We start from the raw sequence: 13,632 nt of genomic DNA, 5'->3' as shown, positions 1-13,632 counted from the left end.
GCGTCGAGTTCCCGCCGCCCCCACCCGCTCGATGGCTCGGTCCGCGAGCTAGATCTTGCCTTCTGCGTCCTTTGCGAGTTCCTCCATTCGCTTGCCGATGCGGCCGGCGCTGGAGAACTCGTCGTCGCTCATCGCGTTCGCCAGGGCGTTCCCGAGCACGAAGACGGCGTGTTTGTGCTCGCTTTTCGATTTGTGTACGTGGGATGGATCGACTTCGAGTTCGTCGTAGGGCTCGAACAGTTCGTCGTCGACGCCCTCACGCCCGGCGAAGTTCTCCATGATGATGACCATTTGCTCGTGTAGCTCCAGAAGCTCGTCTTTGTGCATAGACGCCTGTAGGTGCGGTTCGGGTTTAAGGATTACTGCCGTAACGGGGGAAAAATCGAACAGCGGGGTTACTCTGCGGGGGGCGACCGCAGATGCAGGGGGTTCGGAAGCGGCGGCCATCCGAGTTTCGCCCTGGCCGCGACGAGGGACCAGCCGCCGAACACTGCCGCCCCGACGGTTTCCGGGATTGCGAGTCCGGGGATCGGTCCGGTGAGGGCGGCCGCCCAGACCAGCCACGCGAGCAGGTGGAAGATGCCCAACCAGATGGTGAGCAGTCCCCAGCGCGGACGGCCGGCGAGCACGCTCCCGGTGCCGTACGTCCACATGAAGACGATGCCGAGCAGGTAGTGAGTGATCGCCACCGTGCCATGGGGGTCGCGTGGAATGTGGAAGACGCCGACCAGCGCGAGCGCGATCAGTGCCCCGGCGAACTCGACCGCACCCAGTCGGTGGAACGCGTTCTCGGCGTCGGTCCAGAGCCGCAATGCGAACGGTAGCCCGACGAGTCCGGTCAGAATCAGCCCGCCGTTGAACAGCACGAACTCGGGGGCTCCGGTCAGAAACGAAAGCGTGATCGACTCGCTCACTGGCAGCTCCCCGAGATTCGAGAGCGCGTCGCTAGCCCACGAAAAGCCCGGATCGACGACTGTCGCCGCCAGAATTGTCACCGCCGCGAGTATCGGGGCCGCGAGACCGGTCGCGGCTGCCATCGCTCGTTTTTCCATAACCTTGCGACTCGTGCATCGTGTATAAAAGTACGGAGGTGCCTGCGGAATCGGACAGTCGAGCGGTGATCAGCGGCGGCGAAGCGAGGACCGCTAGCGACTCGGACTGTCGCGGGGGAACCAGACCAGATCGTGTTCGGCCGTGAGAGTCACCGAAACGGGCGTATCCAGATCGAGCGATTCGCTGTGGTTGTGCATGCACTCGATCGTCTCGCCGCTATCGAGTTCGACGCGGTACAGTACGGAGGGTCCGAGATACCGGCGATACGTAACGCGACCATCGGCGCTTTCCTCGTCTGTCGGATACGCCAGCACGTCGTCCGGACGCACGAGGACGTCGATCTCGGTCATGTCGTACTGGGTCGCCAGCCCGTGGACCTGTTCGCGGCCGATCATGGCCACGGAGGTGTCGATCTCGTTGCCGCTGACGTAGCCTTCCAGGAAACTCGCGTGGCCGAGGAAGCCCGCGACGAAGCGGGACTTGGGTCGCTGGAAGACGGCTTCGGGACGGTCGACCTGTTCGAGCTGTCCCTCGTGCATCACGGCGACCCTGTCGCTGATCGAGAGGGCCTCCTCCTGGTCGTGAGTAACCGAGACCGCCGTCACGCCGGTCTCTTTGAGAATGCTCCGGACTTCCTCGCGCATCTGGACCCGGAGATCGACGTCCAGATTCGAGAACGGTTCGTCGAGCAGGAGGATCTCCGGTTCGGGCGCGAGCGAGCGGGCCAGGGCGACACGCTGTCGCTGGCCGCCCGAGAGCTCTTCGGGCCGGGAGTCGCCCTGCTCGCCCAGTCCGACGAGTTCGAGCAGGTGAGCGACGCGCTGGTTCTGTTCGTCCTCGGGCAGGTCGCTGATACCGAACGCCACGTTCTCCGCGGCAGTCATGTGAGGAAACAGCGCGAAGTCCTGAAAGACGACGCCGATGTCCCGGGCGTCCGGCGCCACGAAGGTATCGTCGGCCGTCGCGACGGGATGACCGTCGACGCGAATACTACCGGTGTCCGGTCGTTCGAGGCCGGCGATCAGCCGGAGCGTCGTCGTCTTCCCACAGCCCGATGGCCCGAGCAGTGTGAGCAACTCGCCGCGCTCGACCGACAGCGACAGGTCTTCGACTGCGGCCTCGGAACCGAACGATTTCGAGACGCCGTCGAGTTCCAGCAGCGAGTCGGCTGCCGACTCGTACGGCGTCTTCTCTCGTTCCCGTTCGACCGTTCTCTCGGTGGTTGTGGATTCAACTGACATCATATGTCTCCTGTTTTAGCGGCACGGTCATCGAGAGCCCCGAGATCACGATGAGCGACGGGAGCGCCGCGACGACCGTCCGAAATTCTCGGTAGTGGAGATCGGTCCGCGTCGTAAGAACCACGAGCGGAACGCCGATCAAGGAGGCTCCCATCGTCACTGCAAGTATCAGGGTAACGCTCGTCGGCAGGATATCGAGCGTATACGATGAGGACATCAGACCGAGCGCCCCGCCGGCCGCTGGTGGACGTGCGGGCAGCCAACGAAGGACGGATTCTACCAGTCCGGCGATCACGCCACTGAACAGTAACAGCCCGATATGGGCGGCGAGGTCCTCGTTGGCGGTCATCGGAGTGCTGAAACGGTTGATGCCCACGGAACTACTCTGTCTGTATCTTTCGAGCGGGGAGGTTTTAGGCTTTCCTAAATATCTCAGATGGTCGTTTCCACCTGGCGGAGCAGATCGGTCGGGAGTTCGCTCCTCGCCCTCCAGCATCACGGCAACGAACGTGCAGAACGCGCCGGAGTTCGGCCGGTCGAAGTGACGAGAGAGTTCACGAGAAGGGAACAGCCACCGCGGAATCGGGAGCAATGACTGTGCTGAAGCGCGGATCAGCGCGCGCGAGGACGTTCCTCCGGTTTGCGAGAGCGAGTGCCCCGGTATCAGCGGTGCGGGGCTGGCGCGCAGTTTCCGCGCCAGTCACTCCTCGGGGAGATTGTCGATAAGTACTACCGCTTCCCCGTCGATGATCACTTCCCCCTCGCCGTCGCTGACGACGGTGCTGAGTCGGTACTGGTCGTTCCCCAGGTCCTCGATTATCTCGACGGTCGCAGTGACGCGATCACCGATTCTGACAGGCCCGCGGAACTCCATATCCTGCGAGAGGTAGATGGTCAGGCCGGGAAGGCGTGCCAGCGCGGCGCTGATGAGCCCCGAGACGAGCGTCCCGTGGGCGATGCGACCACCGAATCGAGCCTCGGCGGCGAACTCGTCGTCCAGATGGAGGCGGTTCGTGTCGCCACTGGCGAGCGCGAACCGTTCGACGTCCGCGTCGTCGATCGGTTTGCTGAAACTCACGCTGTCTCCCACCGTGATCGAGTCAGCCTGCTCGACTGATCGTTCGTACTCCCACTCGTCCGTCTCGAACGCGAGCGAGGGCACTGACCCCTGGCGGAGTTCTGCGGCTTCGGTACCGCTTTCCGCCACATCGGCATCGTCGCCGTTTCCGCCGTTATCGGCTGACGCGCCGACCGCTGCGCGGTTCATCGCTGTTGCACTTTTTACTGCACTTTCTCCCAGCTGCATCCACGCGCTCGTGAGATCCGCAAAGGGTGTCGCAGATCCCGTATCTTTCGACATATGTATCACTAGGAGAGGCAGTATAAGTTTCCTCTGGCTATGGCCCGCGTTCACAACCAGCGGGAAACCACAGTTCAACGTCTTGACAATCGAACGGGGCCAACCGGCAAAACCACTCAGTACCATTGAGAACCATTCAGAGGTAAAGGTTAAGATGCGGCGGGTCCTATACACACGTGATGACAGACGAGACGACCGGAATGCAGTGGCCGCCGGCTATGTTCGCCGAGCAGTTGCAAAACGCGAGTGAACAGGCTGTCGAGAGCCAGCAGGAACTCGCAAAGCAGTTCGTGTCCGCTACCATGGGCGCGGGTTCGAACAACATGTCCGGGTTCCCGGCGATGGCGATGGGAACTGGGACGTTCAAGACCCGCGTGCAGAGCGGCGGCCGAATCAGCATTCCGGACGCTGAACGTGAAGCCCTCGACATCAACGAGGGCGACATCGTTCAGACAATCGTCATCCCGATCAAAACAGGTGATTCCAATGAGTGAAAGCAATCCCATCAAGACCGTCTTCGACTTCCAGCGAACCGTCCTCGAATCCAGCCAGCGCATGACCCACGGCACCATCGAGGCCCAGCAGACCGCGATGCAGGCGTTCGTCGACAGCATGGCTACCATGGAAGAAGTCACCGAGCAGAACGCCAGCATGAGCCAAGACGCCCTCCATAGTTACTTCGACACTGTCGAAGAGATGATGCCTGAGGGAAGCGATATCGACTTCGCGGACCTCCGTGAGATGGTCGACGAGCAGTTCGAGATGTACGGCGAGGTCAACGAGGAGACGTGGAGCGCCGTCCAGGAGGTGCTCGACGAGGCCAACGGAACCTTCGAGGAGGCCAGCAACGAGTATATCGACGCCGTCGACGAGCAGTTCGATGCGTATCTCGAGGTTCACGAGGAGGTCGAAGAGACGACCGTGGAGATGGCCGAAGAGATGGAGTCGACCGCCGAAGAGATCGACGTCTCCGCACCGTAGAGCGCCCAACACTTTTCGTCCCGGCCGCGGAATTTTTCCAACATGTCCGACACATACGACACTGACGCAGTACAGAACGGGTGGAGCGAGTTTATGGAGCAGATGAACGAGCAGTTCGTCGACGCCTTCGAGGAGAACATCGAGGCACAGGCCCAGTTCGTCGAGGCCTGGAGCGACGCCGTCGAATCCTCGAGCGACGACGAACGGCTGAGTGAGGGCTTCGAGGGCTACGCGAACGCCTATCAGGTCTGGATGGACGCTGCCGAAGAGATGGTCGAGCGCACGGGCGATGCGGCCGCGGGCGAGGACGTCTCCCCGGACGAGTTCCGCGACATCTGGCTCAACAACGCCAATCAGGCGTTCAGCGAGGTCATGTCGACCAGCGCCTTCGCGGCGATGACCGGCGAGACCGTCGGGGACGCCCTCGAAGTCCAGCAGATGGCCGACGAAAGCGCCGAGTCGACGCTCCGTCAACTTCGGATGCCGACCCAGAGCGATATCGAGGAGGTCGGCGACCGACTCGTTGAGTTAGAGCGACGCCAGCACGCCGTCGAGCAGAAACTCGACCGCGTGCTCGAACACCTGGAGGAGTGAGACAGCGATGAGAAACCCCTACACCGCCACGCTGGATCTCCAGCGCCAGGCCTGGGAGAGTGCCACGGACATCGTCGAGTCGACGGGCGCGATGCCCGACGCTGGCGAGGCCATCGCCGAGGCCGACGTCGGCGAGACGCCCAAAGAGACCGTCTACGAGGAGAACAAGCTCAAACTCTATCACTACGAGTCCCAGACGGAGAGTCAACACGACGTGCCGATCCTGATCGTCTACGCGCTGATCAACCGGCCGTACATCCTCGACCTGCAGCCGAACCGATCGGTCGTCCGAACACTGCTGAACAACGGCTTCGACGTCTATCTGATCGACTGGGACGAGCCCTCACAGCTAGACCGCTCGCTCACGCTCGACGACTACGTCAACCGCTACATCGACAACTGCGTCGACGAGGTGCGAGACCGATCCGGTCAGGACAGCATCAACCTGCTCGGCTACTGTATGGGCGGGACGATGTCGACGATGTACGCCGCGCTCTTCCCCGAGAAAGTCCGGAACCTCGGCCTGATGGCCGCCGGGCTCTGTTTCGAGGGGACTGGCGGCGTCCTCGAACTCTGGGGCGACGAGAAGTATTTCGATCCAGATGTCGTCACCGACACCTTCGGCAACGTCCCCGCTGACTTCCTGGACGTCGGCTTCGCCCTGATGGACCCTGTCGAGAACTACGTCACGAAGTACGTCCGGTTCTACGACAACGTCGAGGACGAGGATTTCGTCGAGAACTTCGCCCGAATGGAGGAATGGCTCGGCGACGGCATCGACGTGGCCGGCACCACATTCGAGGAGTTCATCACCGATATCTACCAGGAGAACGCCCTCTACCGGAACGAACTCGAACTCGGCGGCGACCACGTCGATCTAAACGAGATCGACATGCCGGTCCTGAACATCGTCGCCGAGTACGACCACCTCATTCCCCCGGAGGCCTCGAAGCCGTTCAACGAGGTCATACCGAGCGACGACACGAGCGTCATGGAGTTCAAGACGGGCCACATCGGCATGTCCGTCTCCTCGCGCTCACACGACCAACTCTGGCCCGACGTGTGTGAGTGGTTCGAGGAGCGCTCACAGGTAGAGAGCGAGGACACCCACGACGACGAACAGACAGAGACCCACGGCGAACAGCCAGACGAAGGCGCTCACAGCGACGAAGAGGAACACGCTGAGGAGCAAGCAGGCGATGAGAGTCACGACGAGGAGCAGACAGACAGCGAGGACGCCCACGCCGGCGAGGAAGCGGCCGGTAACGGCGTCCAGACTATCGACGGCGTCGGGCCGACATACAAGGAGCGTCTGGTCGACGCCGGCTACGGGACCGTCGAAACCCTCGCCGACGCGGACGCCGACACGGTCGCGACCGAGTGTGACCTTCCGATCAGTCGCGTGGAGGACTGGATCGATCAGGCCCGCTCGCTGAACGCCTGAATCCGTCGCACAGCCCACATTTATTATACTAGCTGCTGATGGTGGTACTACGACGGGAACCGCCCGTTCGATATACAATGGACGACAGGACCTGTCTCATCACCGGGGCGTCGCGGGGGATCGGAAGCGGCATCGCGGAAGACCTCGCAGCCGAGGGCGCGAACGTGATCATCAACTACCGGAGTTCGACCGACAAGGCCAACGACGTCGTCGAGAAGATCCGCTCGGCAGGCGGAACGGCGATGACCGCTCAGGCCGACGTCACCGGCCGCATGGAGGTCGAGGCGATGCGCGAGGCGATCCACGAGGAGTTCGGCCCCGTCGACGTGCTGGTCAACAACGCGGGGATCACGCAGGACACTCGCTTCGAGGAGATGAGCCGCGAGGAGTGGGACCGGGTGATCGACGTCAACCTCGGCGGCGTGTTCAACGTCACGCAGGTGTTTTTCGACGATATCAAGACTGCCGACGAGGGACGCCTGATCAATATCTCCAGCATCGTCGGCAAGCAGGGCAACTTCGGACAGGCCAACTACGCCACCGCAAAGAGCGGTCTCTTCGGCTTTACCCGGACGATTGCGCTCGAACTCGCGCGGTCGGGATCGACGGCGAACTCCGTCTGTCCGGGCTTTACACAGACGGACATGCTCGCCGAGGTCGACGACCGCATCCAGGAGCAGATCCTCGAAGACATCCCGCTCGACCGGTTCGCGAGAATCGAGGATATCGCGGCGACGGTCCGCTTTCTCGCCAGTGAGGACTCCTCGTACATCACCGGCGAAGTGATCGACGTCAACGGCGGGATGGACCTGTAGCTCTCTGTTCGACGACGCACAGCGTAGTCGGGAGCGCAACAAAAGTAATCGAACTGAAAGTCCTGCGCCTCAGATACCGCTCTCGAAGTCGTCAAGAGCGTAGCTCGGCTCCGCACCGCGGCGGTCGAGCAGTTCGTTGGCCATCAGCCAGTAGACGACTGAGAGTGCCTTGCGACCCTTGTTGTTCGTCGGGACAACCAGATCGACGTTGCTGGTCGAGTTATTCGAGTCACACATGGCGATGACGGGGATACCGACCGTGATCGCCTCCTTGACGGCCTGCTCGTCACCGATCGGGTCAGTGACGACCAGCACGTCCGGCTCGATGTAGCCGTCGTACTTGGGGTTCGTGAGCGTCCCGGGGATGAAGCGTCCGGTCCGTGCACGAGCGCCAACTGCCTCGGCGAACTTCTCGGCCGGGAACCGGCCGTACTGTCGCGAGGACGTGACGAGGATCTGCTCCGCGGTGTAGTTGGACAGGAAGTCCGCGGCCGTACGGATACGGTCGTCGGTCGTGCCGACGTCCAGCACGTAGAGACCGTCGGTACGGACGCGGTGGATAAACCGCTCCATGTCCGCCGTCTTCTGCTGGGTACCGATGTGGACACCGGCACCGAGATAGTCCTCGACGGGGATGAGGAGGTCGGCCTCGTCGTCGGCCATGACGTCCTCGTCTAGCTGTGGTTCGTCCTCGGCCTCCTCGGCGTCGGCGGGCGCTTCCTCTGCGGGCTCCGCGTCCGGTTCGGCGGCCGCTCCACCCTCCGGCTCCTCGTCGACCGCCTCCTCGGCGGCGTCGAGCCCTTCCTGTTCTACGTCGTTTTCTGTCATGCTGCGTCGTCCGCGATGCGGATTAGTTCGTTGAGTTTTGCAGTACGCTCGCCACCGACCGTGCCGGTCTTGATGAAGTCGGCGTCGGTCGCGACGGCAAGGTGTGCGATCGTCGTGTCTTCGGTCTCACCGCTGCGGTGAGAGACAATGACGTCGTAGGTGTTGTTCGCGGCTAGCTCGATTGCGTCGAACGTGTCGCTAAGCGAGCCGATCTGGTTGGGTTTGATCAGGATAGAGTTGGCCGAATCCTGCTCGATGCCCCGTTCCAGTCGCGAGACGTTGGTGACGAAGAGGTCGTCACCGCAGATGAGCGTCTGGTCGCCGACGCGCTCGGTGAGGTCGGCGAAGGCCTCGAAGTCGTTCTCGTCGAGGGGGTCCTCGACGTACGCGAGATCCCATTTCTCGACGAGTTCTGCGATGTAGTCGACCTGCTCGTCCGTACTGCGAACCTGATCGCTGTAGATGTAGCCGCCTTCGTCTTCGTCGTACATCTCCGCAGCGGCGAGGTCGAGTCCGAACTTGATCTCGAAGCCGACCTCCTCGGCGACGGCCGAGGTGGCCCCGTCGAGAATCTCGAACGCTTCGGCGTCGTCGATCGACGGCGCCCACGCGCCCTCGTCGCCCTTGCCGGCGGGCGTGTCCCGCTCGATGAGCATGTCGTGGATCTTCTGGTGGACCGCCGCGTTGGCGAAGACGGCATCGGCGACGCTCGGCGCGCCGACCGGTGCCGACAGGAACTCCTGAATGTCCGTGGCGTCAGCGGCGTGTTCGCCACCGCCGACGACGTTCCCCAGCGGGATCGGGAAGTTGTCACCGCGGAACGCGCCGCCGAGATGCTGGTACAGCGGTGCACCGAGCACGTCGGCCGCGGCCTTCGCGGTCGCCATACTGATCGCGACGGCGCTGTTCGCGCCGATCTCCGAGAAGTCGTCCGTGCCGTCCGCGGCACGGAGCGTGTTGTCGACAGAGCGCTGATCGCCCGCGTGCACCGTGTCGACGAGACGAGGTACGGCGTGCTCTCTCGCGTTCGCGATCGCTTCGTTCGCCGGCAGTTCGATCGCCTCGAACTCGCCTGTCGAGGCGCCGCTCGGTGCGGCTGCGCGGCCGAAGCCACCACTCTCGGTCAGTACGTCTGCTTCTACCGTTGCGTTACCTCGCGAGTCGAGGATGCGTCGGAGTCGGATGTCAGTGATCAGAGTCATGTTCTGTTAACCGTGAACGGGAGGGCGTTTGCGTCGTACTCTTCCGCTGCGATCAGAATCGGTTCCGCCTGGTCGGTTTCGACGAGTACCGGTGCCCCGTACGAGATCTGTAGCGCTCGTGCGCCGAGGATCCGTGCTTTCTCGTACCGTGTGTATCGCTGTGTCCCGGACATAATTACTGATAGGGTGCGACGATGTCGACGAGGTCCTTGTGGGAGACGAGCATCCGGCGACAGCAGTGTCGCTCGACGCCGAGTTCGTCGAGAACTTCGGCGGGATTTTCGTCGCCCTCACGAGCGCGCTCTTTGAACTCTTCCCAGTGCTCACCCACGACGTTGCCGCACGTGAAACACCGGACTGGTACCATCATAGTATCACCTTAGCGGTAGGATTTCTGGTAGCGGGCACGTGCGCCGGGTCCGCCCCACTTCTTTGGTTCGGACTGGCGAACGTCGTTGACCAGCAGCGAGCGGTCGAACTCCATGAACGCGTCACGGAGTTCGGCGTCGCCCGTGTGCTGGACGAGCCCGCGTGCGATTGCCGTTCGCACGGCGTCGGCCTGTCCGGAGACGCCGCCGCCTTCGACGGCGACTTCGATGTCGATGCTGTTACGAACCTCGTCCGCGATGCGGAACGGTTCGGTCATCTTCAGACGCGACGTCTCCGGGTCGACCAGTTCGACCGGGCTGGAGTTGATTCGTACGCGACCCTCACCATCGCGAACGGTAGCGCGTGCGATGGCGGTTTTCTTCTTGCCACTGGTGTTGGTTACCATGTTCGATTAGCACCCAGGTTCTCGCTGATCTCTCCGAGCTGGAGGAACTTGATGTTCGATAGTCGGTCGAGGGAGGTTCCCTCGAGGACGTCGCCGTCGTCGTCGTACGGGTTGCCGACGTAGACGCGGACGTTCTCGAACGCTTCGAGGCCACGATCCTTCTTGTACGGCAGCATGCCGCGGATCGAGCGCTTGAAGATCATGTCCGGCCGTTTCGGGTAGTACGGACCCCGATCGGAGCCGATTTCGACTCGCTTCTCGAAGGTGCTCATCACGTCGTCTTCGCTGCCCGTGATGACCGCGTTCTCGGCGTTGACCACCGCGATACGCTCGTCGTCGAGCGCCTTCTGGGCGACCTTGCTAGCGACGCGACCGAGGATGCAGTCGCCGGCGTCGACGACTACGTCTGCCTCGAACTCTGCGACGCTCATCGGATCACCCGCACGTTGGATCCTTCGGGGTTCTGTTCGATTGCCTGTTCTAGGTCTACTGTTTCGCCGACCTGGTCGATCTTTTGTTCTGCCGTGCCCGAGAAGTCGACCGCTGCAACGGTGACCGACTTCTGCAGGACGCCGCTTCCGAGCACCTTGCCCGGAACGACGACTGTTTCGTCCTCCTGGGCGTATCGCTCGATACGTCCAAGATTCACTTCCGCGTGCGTGCGGCGGGGCTTTTCGAGCCGAGAGGCGACGTCGCTCCAGACGTTCGCGTCCTCGGTTCGAGAAACCGACTTCAGCTCGGCGATGAGACTGCTCAGTCTCGGGTTCGTCTTGCTCATAACTTTCCTCCTGAATAGGGGTGAAAACGGTGATGCAGGGAGCAGGATTTGAACCTGCGAACTCCTACGAGACAGCGCCCTGAACGCTGCGCCGTTGGCCTGACTTGGCTATCCCTGCCCGCGTTCTCGTTTACTGGGTGCCCCTTCAAACCACTTTCGATCGAAGCCGCCCGCGATTGCGGGGCGGCCATGGCTCCGGCCTCGTAGTGTACGGCGTCGGAGCCCGCCGAAATCCGGGCGAAGCTATCGCTTCGGGTCCGGGCTTCGGTCAGGGGTAAGTGGTTTGTTGGAGCGATCATCTCTATAGCTGTACTGCGTCTTCGAGTTCGTCTGCGCGATCCGCGATGGAGTCGGCCGCCAGCGTGACGAGTTCCTCGACCGTGTAGGAGCCGTCAGTCTCGACGTGGAACACGAACGCGTTCGGGACGTCGGTGACTTCGACTTCCTTGCCGGGATATCGCTGTGAGAGATCGTTGTCGAACTCCTCGGCGAGGAGTAACTCGCCGTCGTCCTCAACGATGCCCCGAAGGATTCGGGTCTCTTCGTCCTCGAACTCGCCACGGTCACCGACGACCTCGATCTGCTGGAGGTGTCGGTAGCCGACGGAGACGCCGCCCTGATGTTTGGCGTGCTCCTTGCCGGAGGTCATCACTGCCTCGGCTTCGAGTTCGAGCCGCTGGTCGTCCTTGAGGTCGATAATCGGGACCCCGTCGATAGCTACCTCGACCGACTCGTCGTGACAGACGAGATCGCCGGAGTAGGCCGTATTCGGTCCCGCCACGTCGAGCGAGAGGGTGACGGAGTCACCCACCTCGAACTCCTCGGGCGGCGTGGTCAACGGAACCAGACCGAGCCGAAGCCCGATCTGTTCGTCGAACATCACCGACGAGTTCTCGACGAACTGGACCGTGTCGATGGCCATCGTCGGCACGTCGGCGATCATCGCTCGACGGATGCCGTTGGCGAAGGCCGGCGTGACTCCTCGGACGAGGAACCTCGCCGATCGATCGTCGCGTTCGATGAACTCGACCTCGTAATCCACTGGCATGGTCGTCAGAATCCGCCCTTGCCTTTCGGTGCGCGCGATCCGTCGTGCGGGATCGGGGTTACGTCTTCGATACGACCGATCTCGAGGCCGGCACGGGCAAGCGCACGGATCGTCGCCTGTGCGCCCGGTCCGGGGCTCTTCTGGAGGTTCCCGCCAGGTCCGCGAACGCGGACGTGGACGCCGTCGATGCCCGCGGCGAGCACCTCTTCGGCGACCTGCTCGGCCATCTGCATGGCCGCGTAGGGGGATGCCTCGTCACGGTTCTGCTTGACGACTGCGCCGCCCGAGGACTTCGCGATCGTCTCGGCGCCGGTCAGATCCGTCACCGTCATGATCGTGTTGTTGAACGATGCGTGCACGTGGGCTACGCCCCACTTTCCGTCTTCTGCCATGTTATTGCTCCTCCGCTCGTTCCGGGTGTAGGTCGTCCGCCAGCGGGCTGGTCTCGTCGAACTCGATCGAGGCCTCTTCGTCGACCCCGACTGTGTACGACGGGACAGTCACGCGGTGGTCACCGACAACGATGTGACCGTGACCGATGAACTGTCGTGCCTGCTGTGGCGTGTTTGCGAGGCCTTTGCGGTAGACGACAGTCTGGAGGCGACGTTCGAGCACGTCGTTGATCTCCAGGGACAGCACTTCGTCGAGACCGTCGGTCTCGCCGAGAATGCCGTCGCGTTTGAGGCGTGCGAGGAACTCGCTCCCCGCTTCCTCGGCGGCCTCGGTGTCACCGAGCGCCTCGCCGATGAGGCGTCGAGCCTCGCGACGCATGTCACGAAGCTCGGACTGGGCGCGCCAGAGTTCTTCTTTGGTTGCAAGGCCGTACCGGCCGAGCAGGTCGTGCTCGCCCGCGATACGCTCGCCCTGCCACGGATGGTTGGGCGTCTCGTACGCTTTGGTTTTGTTACCGAGCGGCATTATTCTTCATCCCCCTCGGCTTCTGCCGCTTCTTCAGCGGCCTCTTCACGAAGCTCCTCGACGTTGACGCCGATCGTCCCTTCGGTACGTCCAGTGGACTTGGTCCGCTGGCCGCGTACCTTCTGGCCCCGGTTGTGACGAACGCCCCGGTAGGAGCTGATCATCTTCATCCGGTTGATGTCGTGGCGGCGCTTCATGTTCAGGTCGTTACCGACCTTGTGCGTCGTTTCGCCCGAGAAAAAGTCCCGCTGGCGGTTCGCGAGCCAGTCGGGGACTTCCTCGGCGTACTCGTCGACGACATCGACGACCGCGTCGATCTCGTCGTCTTCGAGTCGACCGAAAGTTGCCTGACGGTCGACGTCGGCTTTGTCCGCAATGATTCGGGCCGTTCGGCGGCCGATGCCGTTCATCTCGATGAGCGACCGTTCGACGGATTTGGTCCCATCGAGGTCCGTTTGCCCGATGCGGACGAAATACCGAAGGTCCTCGTCGTCCTCGATTTCGTCCTGTGGTTCTTCTGCACTCATATGTGGTGTGTAGGTGTTGCAGTCGGTAGCCGACTGCGCTGGTACAATCCACCGACCGATACACTGGT

21 protein-coding genes and 1 tRNA gene are annotated in these 13,632 nt (G+C 62.5%); 5 read left to right on the top strand and 17 right to left on the bottom strand.

Going from position 1 to position 13,632, the window contains the following annotated elements:
* Positions 1–48: 48 nt before the first annotated feature.
* The 5 genes from ACFQL3_RS04225 to ACFQL3_RS04205 all read right to left on the bottom strand — a co-directional run bounded on the left by ACFQL3_RS04225 (position 49) and on the right by ACFQL3_RS04205 (position 3,654).
* On the bottom strand, positions 49–327 hold the full coding sequence (locus tag ACFQL3_RS04225; RefSeq protein WP_377051705.1) for a UPF0058 family protein: 279 nt from the start codon (positions 325–327) through the stop codon (positions 49–51).
* Between the two features lie 68 nt (positions 328–395).
* Positions 396–1,052: a DUF998 domain-containing protein gene (locus ACFQL3_RS04220; protein WP_377051703.1), complete on the bottom strand. Its 657-nt coding sequence runs from the start codon at positions 1,050–1,052 to the stop codon at positions 396–398.
* A gap of 93 nt (positions 1,053–1,145) precedes the next feature.
* Positions 1,146–2,297, bottom strand: coding sequence for an ABC transporter ATP-binding protein (locus tag ACFQL3_RS04215; protein WP_377051701.1), 1,152 nt, complete (start codon positions 2,295–2,297; stop codon positions 1,146–1,148).
* Complete coding sequence (locus ACFQL3_RS04210; RefSeq protein ID WP_377051699.1) at positions 2,284–2,643, bottom strand: hypothetical protein; 360 nt, start codon at positions 2,641–2,643, stop codon at positions 2,284–2,286. The genes ACFQL3_RS04215 and ACFQL3_RS04210 overlap by 14 nt, the downstream gene beginning before the upstream one ends.
* Before the next feature lie 351 nt (positions 2,644–2,994).
* Entirely contained in the window at positions 2,995–3,654 is a 660-nt protein-coding gene (locus ACFQL3_RS04205) for a MaoC family dehydratase (protein ID WP_377051697.1), read from the bottom strand.
* A gap of 179 nt (positions 3,655–3,833) precedes the next feature.
* Between ACFQL3_RS04205 and ACFQL3_RS04200 the strand changes: the two genes are divergently transcribed.
* The 5 genes from ACFQL3_RS04200 (at position 3,834) to ACFQL3_RS04180 (ending at position 7,488) form a co-directional block, all read left to right on the top strand.
* Positions 3,834–4,148 (top strand): AbrB/MazE/SpoVT family DNA-binding domain-containing protein, encoded by a 315-nt coding sequence (locus tag ACFQL3_RS04200; protein WP_377051695.1) that lies wholly within the window; start codon positions 3,834–3,836, stop codon positions 4,146–4,148.
* A complete protein-coding gene (locus tag ACFQL3_RS04195; RefSeq protein WP_377051693.1) occupies positions 4,141–4,635 on the top strand; it encodes a hypothetical protein in 495 nt (164 codons plus the stop codon). The genes ACFQL3_RS04200 and ACFQL3_RS04195 overlap by 8 nt, the downstream gene beginning before the upstream one ends.
* A 42-nt stretch (positions 4,636–4,677) precedes the next feature.
* Positions 4,678–5,229 (top strand): poly(R)-hydroxyalkanoic acid synthase subunit PhaE, encoded by a 552-nt coding sequence (locus tag ACFQL3_RS04190; RefSeq protein ID WP_377051691.1) that lies wholly within the window; start codon positions 4,678–4,680, stop codon positions 5,227–5,229.
* Positions 5,230–5,236: 7 nt separating this feature from the next.
* Positions 5,237–6,673 carry a class III poly(R)-hydroxyalkanoic acid synthase subunit PhaC gene (gene phaC, locus ACFQL3_RS04185; RefSeq protein ID WP_377051689.1) on the top strand — a complete coding sequence of 479 codons (1,437 nt, stop codon included), beginning with the start codon at positions 5,237–5,239 and terminating at the stop codon, positions 6,671–6,673.
* 77 nt (positions 6,674–6,750) lie between these two features.
* Positions 6,751–7,488, top strand: coding sequence for a beta-ketoacyl-ACP reductase (locus ACFQL3_RS04180; protein ID WP_377051687.1), 738 nt, complete (start codon positions 6,751–6,753; stop codon positions 7,486–7,488).
* 69 nt (positions 7,489–7,557) lie between these two features.
* On the opposite strand, the gene rpsB is transcribed toward ACFQL3_RS04180, so the two are convergent.
* The 12 genes from rpsB to ACFQL3_RS04120 all read right to left on the bottom strand — a co-directional run bounded on the left by rpsB (position 7,558) and on the right by ACFQL3_RS04120 (position 13,564).
* Positions 7,558–8,316: a 30S ribosomal protein S2 gene (gene rpsB / locus ACFQL3_RS04175; protein WP_377051685.1), complete on the bottom strand. Its 759-nt coding sequence runs from the start codon at positions 8,314–8,316 to the stop codon at positions 7,558–7,560.
* Positions 8,313–9,518, bottom strand: coding sequence for a phosphopyruvate hydratase (eno, locus tag ACFQL3_RS04170; protein WP_377051683.1), 1,206 nt, complete (start codon positions 9,516–9,518; stop codon positions 8,313–8,315). The genes rpsB and eno overlap by 4 nt, the downstream gene beginning before the upstream one ends.
* Positions 9,515–9,691 carry a DNA-directed RNA polymerase subunit K gene (locus ACFQL3_RS04165; RefSeq protein WP_377051681.1) on the bottom strand — a complete coding sequence of 59 codons (177 nt, stop codon included), beginning with the start codon at positions 9,689–9,691 and terminating at the stop codon, positions 9,515–9,517. The genes eno and ACFQL3_RS04165 overlap by 4 nt, the downstream gene beginning before the upstream one ends.
* Before the next feature lie 2 nt (positions 9,692–9,693).
* The gene (locus tag ACFQL3_RS04160) at positions 9,694–9,888 is read right to left on the bottom strand and encodes a DNA-directed RNA polymerase subunit N (protein ID WP_377051679.1); all 195 of its coding nucleotides are present in this window, start codon (positions 9,886–9,888) and stop codon (positions 9,694–9,696) included.
* Positions 9,889–9,897: 9 nt separating this feature from the next.
* Positions 9,898–10,293: a 30S ribosomal protein S9 gene (locus ACFQL3_RS04155; RefSeq protein ID WP_377051677.1), complete on the bottom strand. Its 396-nt coding sequence runs from the start codon at positions 10,291–10,293 to the stop codon at positions 9,898–9,900.
* Positions 10,287–10,724: a 50S ribosomal protein L13 gene (locus ACFQL3_RS04150; RefSeq protein ID WP_377051675.1), complete on the bottom strand. Its 438-nt coding sequence runs from the start codon at positions 10,722–10,724 to the stop codon at positions 10,287–10,289. Before ACFQL3_RS04150 ends, ACFQL3_RS04155 begins: the two co-directional genes overlap by 7 nt.
* The gene (locus ACFQL3_RS04145) at positions 10,721–11,071 is read right to left on the bottom strand and encodes a 50S ribosomal protein L18e (RefSeq protein ID WP_377051673.1); all 351 of its coding nucleotides are present in this window, start codon (positions 11,069–11,071) and stop codon (positions 10,721–10,723) included. The genes ACFQL3_RS04150 and ACFQL3_RS04145 overlap by 4 nt, the downstream gene beginning before the upstream one ends.
* A 33-nt stretch (positions 11,072–11,104) precedes the next feature.
* Positions 11,105–11,189: transfer RNA gene (locus tag ACFQL3_RS04140), tRNA-Leu, on the bottom strand.
* Positions 11,190–11,372: 183 nt separating this feature from the next.
* Positions 11,373–12,119, bottom strand: coding sequence for a DNA-directed RNA polymerase subunit D (locus tag ACFQL3_RS04135; protein WP_377051671.1), 747 nt, complete (start codon positions 12,117–12,119; stop codon positions 11,373–11,375).
* A gap of 5 nt (positions 12,120–12,124) precedes the next feature.
* Positions 12,125–12,511, bottom strand: coding sequence for a 30S ribosomal protein S11 (locus tag ACFQL3_RS04130; RefSeq protein WP_377051669.1), 387 nt, complete (start codon positions 12,509–12,511; stop codon positions 12,125–12,127).
* A gap of 1 nt (position 12,512) precedes the next feature.
* On the bottom strand, positions 12,513–13,037 hold the full coding sequence (locus ACFQL3_RS04125) for a 30S ribosomal protein S4 (RefSeq protein WP_377051667.1): 525 nt from the start codon (positions 13,035–13,037) through the stop codon (positions 12,513–12,515).
* On the bottom strand, positions 13,037–13,564 hold the full coding sequence (locus tag ACFQL3_RS04120) for a 30S ribosomal protein S13 (RefSeq protein WP_377051665.1): 528 nt from the start codon (positions 13,562–13,564) through the stop codon (positions 13,037–13,039). The genes ACFQL3_RS04125 and ACFQL3_RS04120 overlap by 1 nt, the downstream gene beginning before the upstream one ends.
* Positions 13,565–13,632 lie beyond the last annotated feature (68 nt).

Source organism: Natronoarchaeum sp. GCM10025321 (assembly GCF_042663585.1).
Lineage (GTDB): Archaea > Halobacteriota > Halobacteria > Halobacteriales > Natronoarchaeaceae > Natranaeroarchaeum.
This window is presented reverse-complemented; position numbering and strand designations above follow the sequence as displayed.